The 12,606-nt window shown below is 62.4% G+C and carries 18 protein-coding genes; 10 read left to right on the forward strand and 8 right to left on the reverse strand.

Features of this window, described 5'->3' with window-relative positions:
* Positions 1 to 92 precede the first annotated feature (92 nt).
* A complete protein-coding gene (locus tag NKI21_RS20340; RefSeq protein WP_352442021.1) occupies positions 93 to 1,040 on the reverse strand; it encodes a ring-cleaving dioxygenase in 948 nt (315 codons plus the stop codon).
* Between the two features lie 313 nt (positions 1,041 to 1,353).
* Here NKI21_RS20340 and NKI21_RS20345 point away from each other — a divergent pair, with 313 nt between their 5' ends.
* From NKI21_RS20345 to NKI21_RS20360, 4 genes are all read left to right on the forward strand, one after another.
* Positions 1,354 to 1,521: a hypothetical protein gene (locus NKI21_RS20345; protein WP_023810960.1), complete on the forward strand. Its 168-nt coding sequence runs from the start codon at positions 1,354 to 1,356 to the stop codon at positions 1,519 to 1,521.
* Between the two features lie 88 nt (positions 1,522 to 1,609).
* Entirely contained in the window at positions 1,610 to 2,200 is a 591-nt protein-coding gene (locus tag NKI21_RS20350) for a DJ-1/PfpI family protein (RefSeq protein ID WP_023810959.1), read from the forward strand.
* Between the two features lie 72 nt (positions 2,201 to 2,272).
* Positions 2,273 to 2,680, forward strand: a complete 408-nt coding sequence (locus tag NKI21_RS20355) for a hypothetical protein (RefSeq protein ID WP_023810958.1) — start codon at positions 2,273 to 2,275, stop codon at positions 2,678 to 2,680.
* A 125-nt stretch (positions 2,681 to 2,805) separates the two neighbouring features.
* Positions 2,806 to 3,525 carry a helix-turn-helix transcriptional regulator gene (locus NKI21_RS20360; RefSeq protein WP_013529238.1) on the forward strand — a complete coding sequence of 240 codons (720 nt, stop codon included), beginning with the start codon at positions 2,806 to 2,808 and terminating at the stop codon, positions 3,523 to 3,525.
* Positions 3,526 to 3,584: 59 nt separating this feature from the next.
* On the opposite strand, the gene NKI21_RS20365 is transcribed toward NKI21_RS20360, so the two are convergent.
* The 4 genes from NKI21_RS20365 to NKI21_RS20380 form a co-directional block, all read right to left on the reverse strand.
* Positions 3,585 to 4,280: a DUF1013 domain-containing protein gene (locus NKI21_RS20365; protein WP_023810957.1), complete on the reverse strand. Its 696-nt coding sequence runs from the start codon at positions 4,278 to 4,280 to the stop codon at positions 3,585 to 3,587.
* Positions 4,281 to 4,587: 307 nt separating this feature from the next.
* Complete coding sequence (locus NKI21_RS20370) at positions 4,588 to 5,235, reverse strand: hypothetical protein (RefSeq protein ID WP_023810956.1); 648 nt, start codon at positions 5,233 to 5,235, stop codon at positions 4,588 to 4,590.
* Between the two features lie 277 nt (positions 5,236 to 5,512).
* Entirely contained in the window at positions 5,513 to 5,653 is a 141-nt protein-coding gene (locus tag NKI21_RS20375) for a DUF1127 domain-containing protein (protein WP_013529236.1), read from the reverse strand.
* A 193-nt stretch (positions 5,654 to 5,846) separates the two neighbouring features.
* The gene (locus NKI21_RS20380; protein WP_032909131.1) at positions 5,847 to 6,857 is read right to left on the reverse strand and encodes an NAD(P)H-quinone oxidoreductase; all 1,011 of its coding nucleotides are present in this window, start codon (positions 6,855 to 6,857) and stop codon (positions 5,847 to 5,849) included.
* A gap of 123 nt (positions 6,858 to 6,980) precedes the next feature.
* Here NKI21_RS20380 and NKI21_RS20385 point away from each other — a divergent pair, with 123 nt between their 5' ends.
* The 3 genes from NKI21_RS20385 (at position 6,981) to NKI21_RS20395 (ending at position 8,808) form a co-directional block, all read left to right on the forward strand.
* Positions 6,981 to 7,175, forward strand: coding sequence for a DUF1192 domain-containing protein (locus NKI21_RS20385; RefSeq protein WP_023810953.1), 195 nt, complete (start codon positions 6,981 to 6,983; stop codon positions 7,173 to 7,175).
* 89 nt (positions 7,176 to 7,264) lie between these two features.
* The gene (locus NKI21_RS20390) at positions 7,265 to 8,512 is read left to right on the forward strand and encodes an MFS transporter (RefSeq protein WP_023810952.1); all 1,248 of its coding nucleotides are present in this window, start codon (positions 7,265 to 7,267) and stop codon (positions 8,510 to 8,512) included.
* 32 nt (positions 8,513 to 8,544) lie between these two features.
* A complete protein-coding gene (locus tag NKI21_RS20395) occupies positions 8,545 to 8,808 on the forward strand; it encodes an ArsR/SmtB family transcription factor (RefSeq protein ID WP_013529232.1) in 264 nt (87 codons plus the stop codon).
* 84 nt (positions 8,809 to 8,892) lie between these two features.
* Here NKI21_RS20395 and NKI21_RS20400 read toward each other — a convergent pair whose 3' ends face one another.
* Both NKI21_RS20400 and NKI21_RS20405 read right to left on the reverse strand, forming a co-directional pair.
* Positions 8,893 to 9,549, reverse strand: coding sequence for a glutathione S-transferase family protein (locus NKI21_RS20400; protein ID WP_023810951.1), 657 nt, complete (start codon positions 9,547 to 9,549; stop codon positions 8,893 to 8,895).
* A 103-nt stretch (positions 9,550 to 9,652) separates the two neighbouring features.
* On the reverse strand, positions 9,653 to 10,489 hold the full coding sequence (locus tag NKI21_RS20405) for an alpha/beta fold hydrolase (protein ID WP_023810950.1): 837 nt from the start codon (positions 10,487 to 10,489) through the stop codon (positions 9,653 to 9,655).
* Positions 10,490 to 10,588: 99 nt separating this feature from the next.
* Between NKI21_RS20405 and NKI21_RS20410 the strand changes: the two genes are divergently transcribed.
* From NKI21_RS20410 to NKI21_RS20420, 3 genes are all read left to right on the forward strand, one after another.
* Positions 10,589 to 11,110: a winged helix-turn-helix transcriptional regulator gene (locus tag NKI21_RS20410; protein WP_023810949.1), complete on the forward strand. Its 522-nt coding sequence runs from the start codon at positions 10,589 to 10,591 to the stop codon at positions 11,108 to 11,110.
* A gap of 77 nt (positions 11,111 to 11,187) precedes the next feature.
* A complete protein-coding gene (locus tag NKI21_RS20415; protein WP_023810948.1) occupies positions 11,188 to 11,421 on the forward strand; it encodes a hypothetical protein in 234 nt (77 codons plus the stop codon).
* A gap of 161 nt (positions 11,422 to 11,582) precedes the next feature.
* Positions 11,583 to 12,014 carry a GlcG/HbpS family heme-binding protein gene (locus NKI21_RS20420; protein ID WP_023810947.1) on the forward strand — a complete coding sequence of 144 codons (432 nt, stop codon included), beginning with the start codon at positions 11,583 to 11,585 and terminating at the stop codon, positions 12,012 to 12,014.
* A gap of 108 nt (positions 12,015 to 12,122) precedes the next feature.
* Here NKI21_RS20420 and NKI21_RS20425 read toward each other — a convergent pair whose 3' ends face one another.
* Positions 12,123 to 12,524 carry a hypothetical protein gene (locus tag NKI21_RS20425; RefSeq protein WP_023810946.1) on the reverse strand — a complete coding sequence of 134 codons (402 nt, stop codon included), beginning with the start codon at positions 12,522 to 12,524 and terminating at the stop codon, positions 12,123 to 12,125.
* Between the last annotated feature and the right edge of the window lie 82 nt (positions 12,525 to 12,606).

The following is a 12,606-nucleotide window of genomic DNA, read 5'->3' on the forward strand; positions in this document are numbered from 1 at the left end:
GGCTGTCAAAGCACGTCGTTCATTGCCTGAGAAAGAACGACGCCGCGATCCTAGGTCGGAACGCGGCGCCCGTCTGCAACTGGGAAAACGATCTACTTCAGCGGCTTGAGGCCAGCCTCGATCGAAGCCCGCTTCGGTTCGAGGAATGGCGGCAAGGCGAGGCTTTCCCCCAGTGTTTCCAGCGGCTCGTCGGCGGTGAACCCCGGCCCGTCGGTTGCGATCTCGAACAGGATGCCATTCGGCTCGCGGAAGTAGAGCGAACGGAAATAATAGCGCTCGACCTCGCCGCTCGACGGCAGCCGGAACTCGGCCAGCCGCGCCGTCCATTGATGCAGCGTCTCCTGGTCCGGCGCCCTGAAGGCGACATGGTGAACCGCACCCGCGCCTTGCCGCGCCGGCGCCAGTCCCGGCTGCACCAGGACATGCAACTCCGCCGCCGGCCCGCCCTCTCCCATTTCGAAGACGTGAACCTGCCCCTCCGGCGAGACATAGTCGCGCGCCTTGCGCATGTTCATCACTTTGGTCACCACCGCTTCGGTGTTGGTGATGTCGGGAACGCTGATGACGATCGGCCCGAGCCCGCGTATCTGGTGCTCGACCGGTACCGGGCTTTGCGCCCAGGGATGGCTGCCGCCCTTGCCGCCATCGCGGACCAGGCGCAGACGCTGGCCCTCGGGATCTTCGAAGTCCAACGACGCATAACCGCCGATGTCGGCGACCTCTCCTGTTGCCAGGCCTTCATCGGTCAAGTGTTGCTTCCACCAGGCAAGGCTCTCCCGGCTGCCGACCCTGAGGCTGGTCCGCACGATGCTGTGCGTGCCGCGCCGCTCGCGGCCGACCGGCCAGTCGAAGAAGGTAAGGTCGGTGCCCGGCGTCGCTTCGCCGTCGGCATAGAAGAGGTGGTAGGCCGAGGTGTCGTCCTGGTTTACGGTCTTCTTGACCAGCCGCAGACCCAGCACCTTGGTGTAGAAATGAAGATTGCCAGGCGCATTGGCGGTGATGGCGGTCAGATGGTGGATACCTGTCAGTTGCAAGCTCATCGTCGTCTCCCTGCTGTTGGGGAAGAATTTTCTCCCTTCATATCAGACCTGCGGTCACCTCGCTGAAGGCCTCGTATTCCGACAGTCCGTCGCCGGACGCTGAACAGCGGCGCCGAAAACAACGTCGTCGCCATGAACAATCGGACGTCGCAAACCTGCCTTGAGGCACCGCTCGATGCGGCGAGAAGCGATGCCTTGCCTGCGGCGCGCGCACCGGCCGCAACTATTGTCTCGCGCCCTGACATCCTCCTGACAGACTGCTGTCAGGAGGGGTATGCGATAGTGCCTCTACACAGAGAGAGGAGACTTAGCCATGAACGGTTACACCATTCTGCGCGGCATGCAGCACTATGTCGGCAAGATCCGGACGATGCGCAACGAGATCCGCACCCAGCGGTTCATGAACTCGCTGCCGGCGGACATTCGCAAGGATATCGGCTGGCCCGACATGTACGCCGACCGTGGCTCTCGCGGCAATTGAAGCCAATTTTTCGACCCGGCGATTGGATGTGGGCGCGTCAACGCCCAGATAACAAGCAGGGTAACAGGTCGACACGCGGAGCGCGCTTATGCCCGAACAAAAGACAATCGGTTTCCTTTTCATCGAAGGCTTCGCTGACTGGGAGTATGGGCTGCTGGCGGCCTCGGCGGTCGAATGGTTCGGCGCCCGTGCCGTGTCGCTGACGCCTGATGGCAAGCAGGTGACGGGCATTAGCGGCTTTCGGCTGATCCCCGATCGCGCAACAGGCGCCGGCGAGAATGCCGATCTCTATGCCATTGCCGTCATTGGTTCCGACCGGTGGACGGGCAAGGCACCGCCTGATGTAGGCGACCTGCTTGCCGCCATTGCATCGCGCGGCGGCGTGGTCGGCGGCATCTGCGCCGGCACGCTGGCGCTGGCCCGAGCCGGCCTTTTCGAGAAGGCCAGGCATACCAGCAATGGCCGCGAGTGGATCAAGGGTCATGAAGCCGGTTATGCCGGTGCCGAGAACTACGAGGATGTGCCGCATGCCGTAGCCGACGGCAACATCGTTTCCGCACCGGGCTCGGCACCAGGCACCTTCGCACTCGCCTTTCTGAAGGCGCTCTACCCCGAAAGAGGCAGCGATCTCGCACAGATGCGGACGCTGTTCGCCAAGGAGTACGCTGAAGCCTCCTGACAGTATGCTGTCAGGAGGGGCGTGCAATGGTGCCAGCTTCGGACACTGCGCATTGGCGTTAAAGGACGATCGATGAAGAGTTGGAACGACAGACTGAGCACACCAGGCATCAACGGCGTGAGGCCGACGCCGCGCACGATGGCCGATGTCGTCGAAGGCCAGCCTATGCTGGTGCCGACGGCGCGCCAGGTCGATGATTTCATCCGCTCGATTCCCGAAGGCGTCGAGATGGATATGCGTGCGCTGCGTACAGCACTTGCCATAGAGCATGGCGCCGAAGTGACATGCCCGGTCACCATAGGCTATCATCTGCGCACTGTTGCCGAAGCCGCCAACGAGGACCTCCAGCGCGGTATGACGCTGAGTGGCGTGGCACCATTCTGGCGCGTGCTCGATGCGAAAACACCGACGACGAAGAAACTGTCCTTCGGCGCGGAGTTCGTCGCCGCGCAGCGCAAGCGCGAAGGGCTGAAGCCATGATACATGCCGCCCAAAAGTGTTCTGCGGTTTTGGGATAGCGGCATGCGCGAAAACACGATGCATGCCACCCAGAGGTGGACCGGTTTCGGGCGACATGCATAGAGACAACGCCGAGGGACCATACGATGCGCCGCGCCGACAGGCTCTTCCAGATCGTGCAGCATCTGCGCGGTGGCCGACTGGTCACTGCCCAGAAGCTCGGCACGTGGCTCGAAGTTTCCGAGCGAACCATCTATCGCGACATTGCCGATTTGCAGTCGACCGGAGTGCCGATCGACGGCGAGGCCGGCGTTGGCTATATGATGAGGGAGGGTTTCGACCTTCCGCCGCTGATGTTCACGCGTGACGAGATCGTCGCGCTGGTCGCCGGCGCCCGCATGGTGCGCGCCTTTGGCGGTGCCGCCATGGCGAGGGCCGCCGACGAGGCGCTGGTCAAGATCGGCGCCGTATTGCCCGATGCCGAGAAAGACCGCATCGCCCGCACTGAGATCCACACACCGATGTGGGTGGTCAGCGACGCTGCTCGCGAGGCGATTGACCTGATCGAGCGCGCGGTCGAAAAACGGCAGGTGCTGACCATCGACTATTCCGACGAGGCCGGCCGCGGCACCGCCCGCGATATCCGCCCGCTCGGCCTGTGGTTTTGGGGCAAGGTGTGGACGCTGGTCGCCTGGTGCGAGATGCGCGACGATTTTCGCGCCTTCCGCATCGATCGCATCGCCTCCGTGGTCATCGCTGGCCGCATCTTCAAGCCCGAGCGCGGCAAGCAGCTTGCCGACTTCTACCGCGCGGTGGAGCGCAGCGAAGATTATGGCATGGCGCCGGATCGCGCGGCGCGCAGCTGAGTTGTTGACCCAATAAAAAGCCCGCTCGAAGCGGGCTTTTATTAGAATGTCAGACAACCTCACTCGTCGTCGTCATTGTCCGTGTTCTTCGACTTCAAGGCCGAAAGCTTGGCGAACACGGCGTTGGCGTCGAGTTCGGCATCCTCGTCCTTGGGCTTCTCGGGAGCCGGCACCAGCCGCTCGGTCAAGGCCGCCGGCAGCAGCGTGTCGCCGACCGGCTGCGCCTGTTCGCGGCCGCGCGAGGCGCGATTGACTTCCATGTCGAGGTCGATCTGCGAGGCGAGGCCCAACGTGACAGGATCCATCGGCTGCAGATTGGCCGAATTCCAGTGCTTGCGCTCACGGATCTGTTCGATCGTCGACTTGGTGGTGCCGACGAGGCGCGAGATCTGCGCGTCCTTGAGCTCGGGATGGTTGCGCACCAGCCACAGAATCGCGTTCGGCCGGTCCTGGCGCTTCGACAGCGGCGTGTAGCGCGGCCCCTTGCGCTTGGATTCGGGCACCCGGACCTTGGGGTCCGAAAGCTTCAGGCGCTGGTTCGGGTCCTTCTCGGCACGGGCGATCTCGTCGCGGGTCAGCTGTCCGGTCATGATCGGGTCCATGCCCTTGATGCCTTGCGCCGATTCACCGTCGGCGATTGCCTTGACCTCGAGCGGGTGCAGCCCGCAGAACTGCGCGATCTGCTCGAAGGAAAGTGCGGTATTGTCGACCAGCCAGACAGCGGTCGCCTTGGGCATCAGCAGCGTATTGGCCATTTTACAAATCCTTCTCGTTCGCCCGCGTTCCCGCGCGGGCGGTGGTTTAGAGCCACCAAAATGGGAAATTCGCGGTCTGTATAACCGCTCTCGGGTCGTTTCGCAACGTTTTTGGAGCCAAGACCGCACCGCGTGCGCTGCGCGCTCCCAAGACCGTCAGATCGCCCGGAGCGCGGCCGTCCCTTGTTCGACGGATGGCGCAAAAAATCGCGCGTCGGCTTTCCGGCCTGTCGGTATCGGCCCGACAGCTCCACCTTACCCGAGGTCGAATGCCTCGAAACGGTAGCGGCCCAGTTGTCATCCAGGTTCAGTAGAACGGCGAATATGGCTCCAGCCCCGCTCGCGTGAAGATGGAAATGGGGTGATCAATTCGCGCGACAACGCCGGCCCCCAAGTTGATGCCCGTTCCGTCGCAAACACTAAAGATTTTCGACCGCGTTCCGATCAGCACATGGACCGGTTTTCCTGCCTGGACGGGGTATGTACTGTTGTGAATGAAAAGGACCCCGCTCGCTTGTAGCGTGTCGTGCGCATTGCCGTTGCTGCTCGAAATTTCGACGTAGTCGCGACCTGCGAATGAATTGTTCGTCCAGATGCCGACAACCCCTTCCACCGAGAGCCAACCATTCGCCCAGCCGTCCGCATCGCGCGGATGGTATTGTCTGAACAGGCGATAGGTTACGCGGTCCGATAGCCAGAAAACCGTTACGTAGCCGTCCATGTCCGGCACATAGGTGAACCAGATGCCGGTCTCGCTCGTGGCGCGCAGGCCATCAGAATCGTATGGGTCCAGATTGTTGGCACTGACGAAATCCATTGAGAGCGGTACCGGATCGGTCACGGCATGATCGTAGAGTTGGGTGAGCGTCCACCGTCCATTGTAGTTGAACCACTTGTCGAAGTAGGTTTCTCGATCGACCCCGCAGAGGCGCGGCTGGCGGCCTCCCTTGCGCAAGGGCGGCCGTTGAAGGTCAACCTCAGATTGCTGTCGAGCGCATGCGGTTGATGGCCCCAAAAAGACAAAACCCGCCGGACGGGGTCCAGCGGGCTCGGAACCGGCGACGGCAAAACCGTCAGCTCCGGCTCTTGCTTCTACGGCAAGGTCCGCTCCTTAGAGCAATTCCGGGAAAAGCGTGAAACGGTTTTCCGTCCGGAGTCGCATCGGCAGGAGCTAGAGCGGTTCAGCGTTTCCGTGAAACGGTGAGCCACCCTACAGCGAACCATGCTCGAATTCAGATGGCCCTGCGGGCGATCTTTTCGATGTCGGCGCGGTTGATGCCGAGATCGCTGAGTTGACGTGCGTTGAGACGGTTCAGTTCGCGGACGGTCTCGGTGTACATACGCCAGTTACGGAAAGCGCGGATCGGGTTCATGGTAGTCCTCCAAAATGATGTTCGTTTCGATGGTGCTCAAATAGGCGTCATCGATGAGGACTTGAATGGCTGATTTTGCATAGCAATGATGCAAATGCTGCATTGCAGCATTAAGCTTCTGTTCATCTTGTAGGCAGCCACGGGCGCGGACCTCGCTCGGCCGGCCTGCAGGCCGGCCGAGTATCGATACGGCCTAGCCGACGTCGAGCACGATCTTGCCGATATGTTCGCCGTCTTCCATCCGCTCATGCGCCCGCCATGCTTCGCTGAGCGGGAAGATCATGTCCATGACAGGAGCAACCTTGCGCGTGCCGAGCAACGGCCACACCTGCGCTTCCAGCGCCGCCGCGATCGCCGCCTTGAACTCGACGGTGCGTGGCCTCAGCGTCGACCCGGTGTGGGTAAGCCGCTTGACCATGATCTTCGAAAAATCCGCGCTTGCGACAGCACCGGCCTGCACGGCGATCTGGACGATCCGGCCCTCAACCGCAGCAGCCTCGTAGTTGCGCCCCACATAGTCGCCGCCGACCATGTCGAGGATGACATTGGCGCCCTTGCCCCCCGTCGCCTCCTTGACTGCGGCGACGAAATCCTCCTCGCGATAGTTGATCGCCCGGTCTGCGCCGAGCTTCAGGCAGGCGTCGCATTTCTCCTTGCTGCCCGCGGTGGTGATGACATAGGCGCCAAAGGCCGAGGCAAGCTGGATTGCTGTCGTGCCGATGCCGGACGAGCCGCCATGGACGAGCAGCGTCTCGCCTTTCTTGAGGGCGCCACGCTCGAACACATTGTGCCAGACGGTGAAGTAATTCTCCGGCACTGCCGCGGCTTCGGTATGGGTGAAGCCGGCGGGCAACGGCAGCACGCTGCCGGCATGGACCTTGACATATTCGGCATAGCCGCCGCCGGGCGTCAGTGCACAGACGCGGTCGCCAATGCGCCAGCGTGATATGTCGTCGCCAAGGGCCGCCACTTCACCCGACGCCTCGAGGCCCGGCAGGTCGGATGCGCCGGGTGGTGGCGGATAGGCGCCTTTGCGCTGCTGGACGTCGGGCCGGTTGACGCCGGCGGCATGCACCTTGATCAGGATCTCGCCGGGCCCGGGCTGCGGCACGTCGCGTGTTTCCGGCTTCAGCACCCGAGGGCCACCCGGCTCCGAGATCGCGATGGCCGTCATCCTTGCCGGAATTTTCTGTCCGCTCGCCATGAGATTTCCCGTCTTTCCTCGCCGTTATCCGATCGGCTGTTTGCATCGACGCCCCTGCCCTATGTATGCTGATTGCCAAATCAGGCAAATGGCCAATCTGGTCTTGGCGGAGGAGGAGCGACGATGGCGATCTTCGACGACGAACCCAAGAAGAAGGCGCGCCCGCACGAGATCGGGCAGGACCTGTCACTGCTTTCCGTCAGCGACTTGACCGAGCGGATCGGCATCCTGCGCGACGAAATCGCCCGCCTGGAAGCCGAACTCAAGGCCAAGGACACCACCAAATCCGCGGCCGAAGCACTGTTCCGCCGCGGATAGCCGCGCGGGCGCAAAGCCCGCCGCCGAAAAGCCCGAATGCGACTGTCTTCAGACCCAGCGTCCCCGCCAAACCTGAGCCGGATCAAACAATGTTCGCAACCTACAGACCGATCCTCTCGCTGCTTCGCGGCACCGCTTTCCTGCTGGCGGCATCTGGATTGCATGGGCTGCTCTTGCCCCTGCGCGGTCAACTGGAAGGTTTCTCGACCGCATCGCTCGGCCTGATGGGCACGGCGTGGGCCGGCGGCTTCGTCACTGGCTGCTTCTTCGCACCGCGCATCGTGCGCCGCGCAGGCCACGTGCGCGCATTTGGCGCCTTTGCCGCATCCGGCGCCATCGTGGCGCTGCTCACCGGGTTGATCATCAACGAATATGTCTGGATCCTGCTGCGCGCCTTCACAGGCTTCACCATGGCCGGTGCCTTCATGGTCATCGAAAGCTGGCTGAACGAGAAGGCCACCAACGAGAACCGCGGGACCGTCTTCGGCCTCTACATGATGGTCACTTATGCCTCGATCATGGGCGGGCAGATGATCGTCGCCGGCGGCGACGTGAAATCGGCGTCGCTGTTCATGATCACCGGCATCCTGTTTTGCCTGTCGCTCATTCCGACCGCGGTCTCGAGCGCCTCCCACCCCAAGCCGCTGCAGGATGTCTCGCTCGACGTCAAAGGCCTTTATGCCAATTCGCCGGTTTCGGCGGTCGCCTGCGTGTTGATCGGCATCGCCAACGGGGCCTGGGGCACGCTTGGCGCGGTCTACGGCGCCCGTATCGGCATCTCCACGGCCGAGATCGCCCTGATGATGAGCCTTGTGGTCGTTGCCGGTGCCGCCATGCAGCTTCCCGCCGGGCGCATGTCCGACAAGACCGACCGGCGTTTCGTGCTGGCGGGCGCTGCTTTCGGCGCGGCCTTGTTCGCGCTCCTGATCTTCCTGTTCGAGCCACGCTCCGGCGTCTTCGTCATCGTCTTCACCGCAGCCTATGGCGCCTTCGCCTACACGCTCTATTCGATCGCCGTGGCGCATGCCAACGACCACGCGCGCTCGGAGGATTTCGTCAAGGTGTCGGGCGGCCTGCTGCTGCTCTACGGCTTCGGCACGATGATCGGACCCTTGCTGGCCGCCGCCCTGATGGGCTGGATGCGCCCGGAAGGCCTGTTCCTGGCGACCGCCTTCGCGCATCTTTGCCTGGCGGGCTATACGCTGCTGCGCATCAGCCGCCGCGCTCCGGTGCCGATCGGCGATCGTGACGCCTTCAAGACGCAGCCGGCCGACCGTTCGGTGACACCGGAAGCATTGCGGCTTGATCCCAGAAGAAAAGCAGAAGCAGACGGTTGAGATTCGAAAGGCTTTGCCGCACTAATACAGGCATGATGTTTTCCGACGCCTTCATGGCGATTGCCGATCCCAACCGGCGCCATCTTCTGGAAGAACTTCGCCGCGGCCCGAAAACCGTCACCGAACTGGCCGCCGGCTTGCCGGTGTCGCGCCCAGCCGTTTCGCAGCATCTGAAAGTGCTGCTCGATGCCGGCCTGGTCCACGCCAAGCCGGAAGGAACAAGGCGCGTCTATACGGTGAGCGGCACCGGCTTCCTCAAACTCAACATCTGGCTCGATCAGTTCTGGGAAGCCTGAGCTTCTCAGTGTCATTGCCAGCGGCTCGGTCAGTTGACCGACCGTATCGGCGAGCGTCTGGGGCGAGATCGTGCAGCATCCCGATCAGCCATTATTGTAGGGGAAGAACTTGAAGTAGGGCTGCGCCTCCTCGATCACCCGGGCGAAAGCCGGCCGGTGCACCAGCCGGTCGTGATAGCGCTTCACGGCCGGGTATTTGTCGCCGAACGGCTCGACCTTGTTGGCATAGAACAGCGCCGGGGACGCCGCGCAATCGGCCATGGTGAAGGTGTCGCCCATCGCCCAGATCTTCGACTGCATGTCTTGTTCGATGATGGCGTAGGAATTGCGCAACTGGTCGCGGGCCTGCTCGACGCCGAACGGGTCGGTCTTGTCCTGTGGCCGCAACCGGTCGCCGACGATCTTCTGCATCGGCTCCTGCACATAAAAATCATAGAAGCGATCGGCCTGGCGGACGGCCAGCGCCAAGTCGATGTCGGCGGGAACGAGGTCGATCGGCCCCGGATAATGCGCGGCCAGATATTCGACAACGATGGTCGATTCCAGCACCGTGCGGTCGCGCGCATCGTCGCGCAGCGCCGGCATCTTGCCGGCCGGCGAAATCTTCAGGAAGGCCCCGCGCGATTCAGCATCGCCAAGATCGACGATGACTGGCGTGAACGGCGTCACGTTCTCATACAGCGCGATCAACGGCTTCCAGCAGAAAGAGGCCAACGGATGGAAATGAAGCGTCAGGGACATTTTTTGCTTATCTGTTTCGTGGTTCATCGATGGCCGGTGCCGTGCTGCTCATCAAGGGTCAGACACTGCGGCAAGCATGGCCCGTCAAGGCCCGCTTGCCGCTTCAAGCGACATGGGCCTGGGCGACGATGCCTGCGACAATCACCTCCCAGTCGTCCGGGTGCAGCTCGTGGCCGCCGCCTCCGAACCGGAGAATTTTCGCGCCTGTGACCGCCTCGGCCAGCGCCTCGCCATGTTCGACCGGAAAGATCGGATCAGCCGTGCCATGGATGACCAGCAGCGGCGCCGCGATCTCGTGCAGGCGGCCCTTCCAGGCGTCGCCGCCCTTGAGCATGAAATGGTTGGTCGCGCTCAGGAAGCCGCCGGAGCGGTCGTGATCCTGCTCGACAAAGGCACGCATCCGGGCCTCGTCGAATGGATGTGCGATGCTGGCGATCGCCCGCGCATCCCTGACGGTGAAATCGATCACCTGGCCACGGTCCGACCAATCGACTTTGGCGCCCTCGGCCGAATGCTCGATATAGGCATCGCTCGTCTGCGGAAGGTGCGAAGTGTCGGTTCCCACGGGCGAGCTGCTGATGACGGTCAGCGATGCGACACGGGACGGGTGTTTCAACGCCACAAGCTGCGCGATCATGCCGCCCATCGACATGCCGACGACATTCGCCTTGCCGATGCCGTGGTCGTCGAGAACGCGCATTGCATCGTCGGCCATATCATCGAACGTGTAGGGCGGCTCTCCCGGCTTGTATTTGGTCGAACGGCCGGTGTCGCGATTGTCATAGCGGATCACGAACAGGTCGGCACCGGCCAGTTTCCGGCAGAACGCCTCCGGCCACCACAGCATCGAAGCCATCGCTCCCATGATCAGCAACAGCGGCGGGTTCGCCGGATCGCCAAAGGTTTCGGATATGATTTCGGGGCGTTCGGTCGTCGTCACGGTGCGGCCTCCTCTCCTGCAATACCGATTGCATTCTGCAATCGGTTGCACGATAATAAAACCGATACGATAATGCAACCGGTTTTGGAGAAAAATCTCATGAGCATGGATCGCCGGTCCGGGTGTCCGATCAACCTGTCGCTGGAAGTCTTCGGCGATCGCTGGAGCCTGATCATCCTTCGCGACATGATCTTCGGCGGCAGGCGTCATTTTCGCGAGCTGCTCAACGGATCGATGGAAGGCATCGCCTCCAACATCCTCGCCGACCGGCTGAAGCGGCTGATGGAGCTGGGCATGCTGACCAAAGCCGACGACCCCTCGCACAAGCAGAAGGCGATCTACAGCCTGACCGAAATGGCGATCACGCTGGTGCCGATCCTGGCCCATCTCGGCGCCTGGGGCCGCGTCTGGCTGCCGGTCAGCGAAGAACTGTCGATCCGCGCCGAACTTCTGGAAAAGGGCGGACAGCCGATGTGGGACAAATTCATGGACGAGTTGCGCCATGAACATCTCGGCATGCCGCTCGATACTGCAGCGGGTCCTTCTGTCCGCGCGACCTTGCAGGCCGCCTATGAGGCCGTGGTTGCCAGCAAGGCCCCCGCCGCCAGCACAGCCGCGTAATTAACTTATTTTCCCGTTTTGGGGCCGACTCTGCTAGAAGAGGCGGAAAATCACAATTTACGGGATTGGATAAGGTCTTGGTTGAAAACTCTCGGGATGCTGCCCGCGCGCGCGCCGACCTGCGTTTCAAGAAGCAGGAAGAGGCGGCAACCGTCCGCCAGAAGGCGATGGCCGAATACGTCGCCGAGAGCGACGCCCGCCAGGCCAAGACCAACAAGCTGCGGGCGCTGCGTCTCGCCAAGGAAGCCGAAGACCTAGCCAATGCGCCGGCGGCACCCGCCAAGAAGCCGGCCCGCGCCAAGAAAAAATAGCAGCCACCCCTTGAGCCATAAGCGCTAATGCCTGTCCTGATGGTATCGGTGAAAGCTGCTTCCATCCCGCCCCTTCACGCGAAGCAATTTCAACCGAAACGGGGATGTTATCTCGCCCGTCGACGGTCGATGATCGACGCGTTTTCAAACAGGAGACTGCCATGACCGCACTGCCGCTCGAAAAAGCCAGGCAAATCATCGATGCCGCCTTTGCCAAGGGCGCCGATCTCAAGCTCAAGCCGCTCGGCGTTTCGGTGCTTGATGCCGGCGGGCATCTGGTCGCCTTCCAGCGCCAGGACGGCGCCTCGTTCCTGCGCCCGCAAATGTCGGCCGGCAAGGCCTACGGTGCGCTCGCCATCGGCATGGGCTCACGCAAAGTCGAGGCCTTCGCCAAGGAGCGTCCGCATCTCGTCGCCGGCATCTCGGACGTCTCGGGCGGACGCGTGCTGCCGGTGGTCGGCGGCGTGCTGATCCGCGACAAGGCCGGAGCCATCATCGGCGCCGTCGGCATCTCAGGCGACACGTCGGACAATGACGAAGCCGCGGCCATCGCCGGCATCGAGGCCGCCGGCTTCACCGCCGATCCGGGCTGAATCCTCTCCACTTTGGTCATCGCTTGGCGAAGTAGGAGCGAAGCTCCGTCGCGGAGGCCCTGGGATGACGAAGCGATGCGCGTTTCTGCCAATCGCTTCGCTGAGGAACTAATTCAGATTGATGTCTCGGCTGGCCGATCGCATCGACACCGCGAATCCGGCCAGCACATCGAACAGCGCGATGACCATCAGCGTGAAGAAGACGGAATGGGCGGCGCCCTTCACCAGCAGGAACTCGACCAGGAAGGCCACGAACACCAGCGTCGACAGAAGATGGTCCATGATCGAGGCGTTGGTCGTGCGCACCGACTTCGCCATTTCGAGGAACAGGAAGACCAGCCCGATCAGTATCATCAGGTCGCCCAGCGTCATCGAGAACACGCCGCCCGACATCATGCTGAAGGAGAAGACCTCGCTCGCCCACGGATCGTCACCGCTGCCGAAAATTCCCAGCAGTCCGAGGTTGTAGAGCACGAAAGGCACGATCAGCAGCGGAATGGCACCGAACATCTGGCGTCTCCATGTGGGGGCGATCCTTTGTAGAATGCGCCATAGCCACGTCGTCAAGATGTTTCGCCATCGGCGCTGAACA

The organism is Mesorhizobium sp. M0715 (genome assembly GCF_040320355.1).
In the GTDB taxonomy this organism is placed as follows: domain Bacteria; phylum Pseudomonadota; class Alphaproteobacteria; order Rhizobiales; family Rhizobiaceae; genus Mesorhizobium.

Coding starts and splice junctions, on each gene's coding strand:
- NKI21_RS20340 (WP_352442021.1), bottom strand. CDS start 1,040: ATGAGCTTGCAACTGACAGGTATCCACCATCTGACCGCCATCACCGCC.
- NKI21_RS20345 (WP_023810960.1), top strand. CDS start 1,354: ATGAACGGTTACACCATTCTGCGCGGCATGCAGCACTATGTCGGCAAG.
- NKI21_RS20350 (WP_023810959.1), top strand. CDS start 1,610: ATGCCCGAACAAAAGACAATCGGTTTCCTTTTCATCGAAGGCTTCGCT.
- NKI21_RS20355 (WP_023810958.1), top strand. CDS start 2,273: ATGAAGAGTTGGAACGACAGACTGAGCACACCAGGCATCAACGGCGTG.
- NKI21_RS20360 (WP_013529238.1), top strand. CDS start 2,806: ATGCGCCGCGCCGACAGGCTCTTCCAGATCGTGCAGCATCTGCGCGGT.
- NKI21_RS20365 (WP_023810957.1), bottom strand. CDS start 4,280: ATGGCCAATACGCTGCTGATGCCCAAGGCGACCGCTGTCTGGCTGGTC.
- NKI21_RS20375 (WP_013529236.1), bottom strand. CDS start 5,653: ATGAACCCGATCCGCGCTTTCCGTAACTGGCGTATGTACACCGAGACC.
- NKI21_RS20380 (WP_032909131.1), bottom strand. CDS start 6,857: ATGGCGAGCGGACAGAAAATTCCGGCAAGGATGACGGCCATCGCGATC.
- NKI21_RS20385 (WP_023810953.1), top strand. CDS start 6,981: ATGGCGATCTTCGACGACGAACCCAAGAAGAAGGCGCGCCCGCACGAG.
- NKI21_RS20390 (WP_023810952.1), top strand. CDS start 7,265: ATGTTCGCAACCTACAGACCGATCCTCTCGCTGCTTCGCGGCACCGCT.
- NKI21_RS20395 (WP_013529232.1), top strand. CDS start 8,545: ATGATGTTTTCCGACGCCTTCATGGCGATTGCCGATCCCAACCGGCGC.
- NKI21_RS20400 (WP_023810951.1), bottom strand. CDS start 9,549: ATGTCCCTGACGCTTCATTTCCATCCGTTGGCCTCTTTCTGCTGGAAG.
- NKI21_RS20410 (WP_023810949.1), top strand. CDS start 10,589: ATGAGCATGGATCGCCGGTCCGGGTGTCCGATCAACCTGTCGCTGGAA.
- NKI21_RS20420 (WP_023810947.1), top strand. CDS start 11,583: ATGACCGCACTGCCGCTCGAAAAAGCCAGGCAAATCATCGATGCCGCC.
- NKI21_RS20425 (WP_023810946.1), bottom strand. CDS start 12,524: ATGTTCGGTGCCATTCCGCTGCTGATCGTGCCTTTCGTGCTCTACAAC.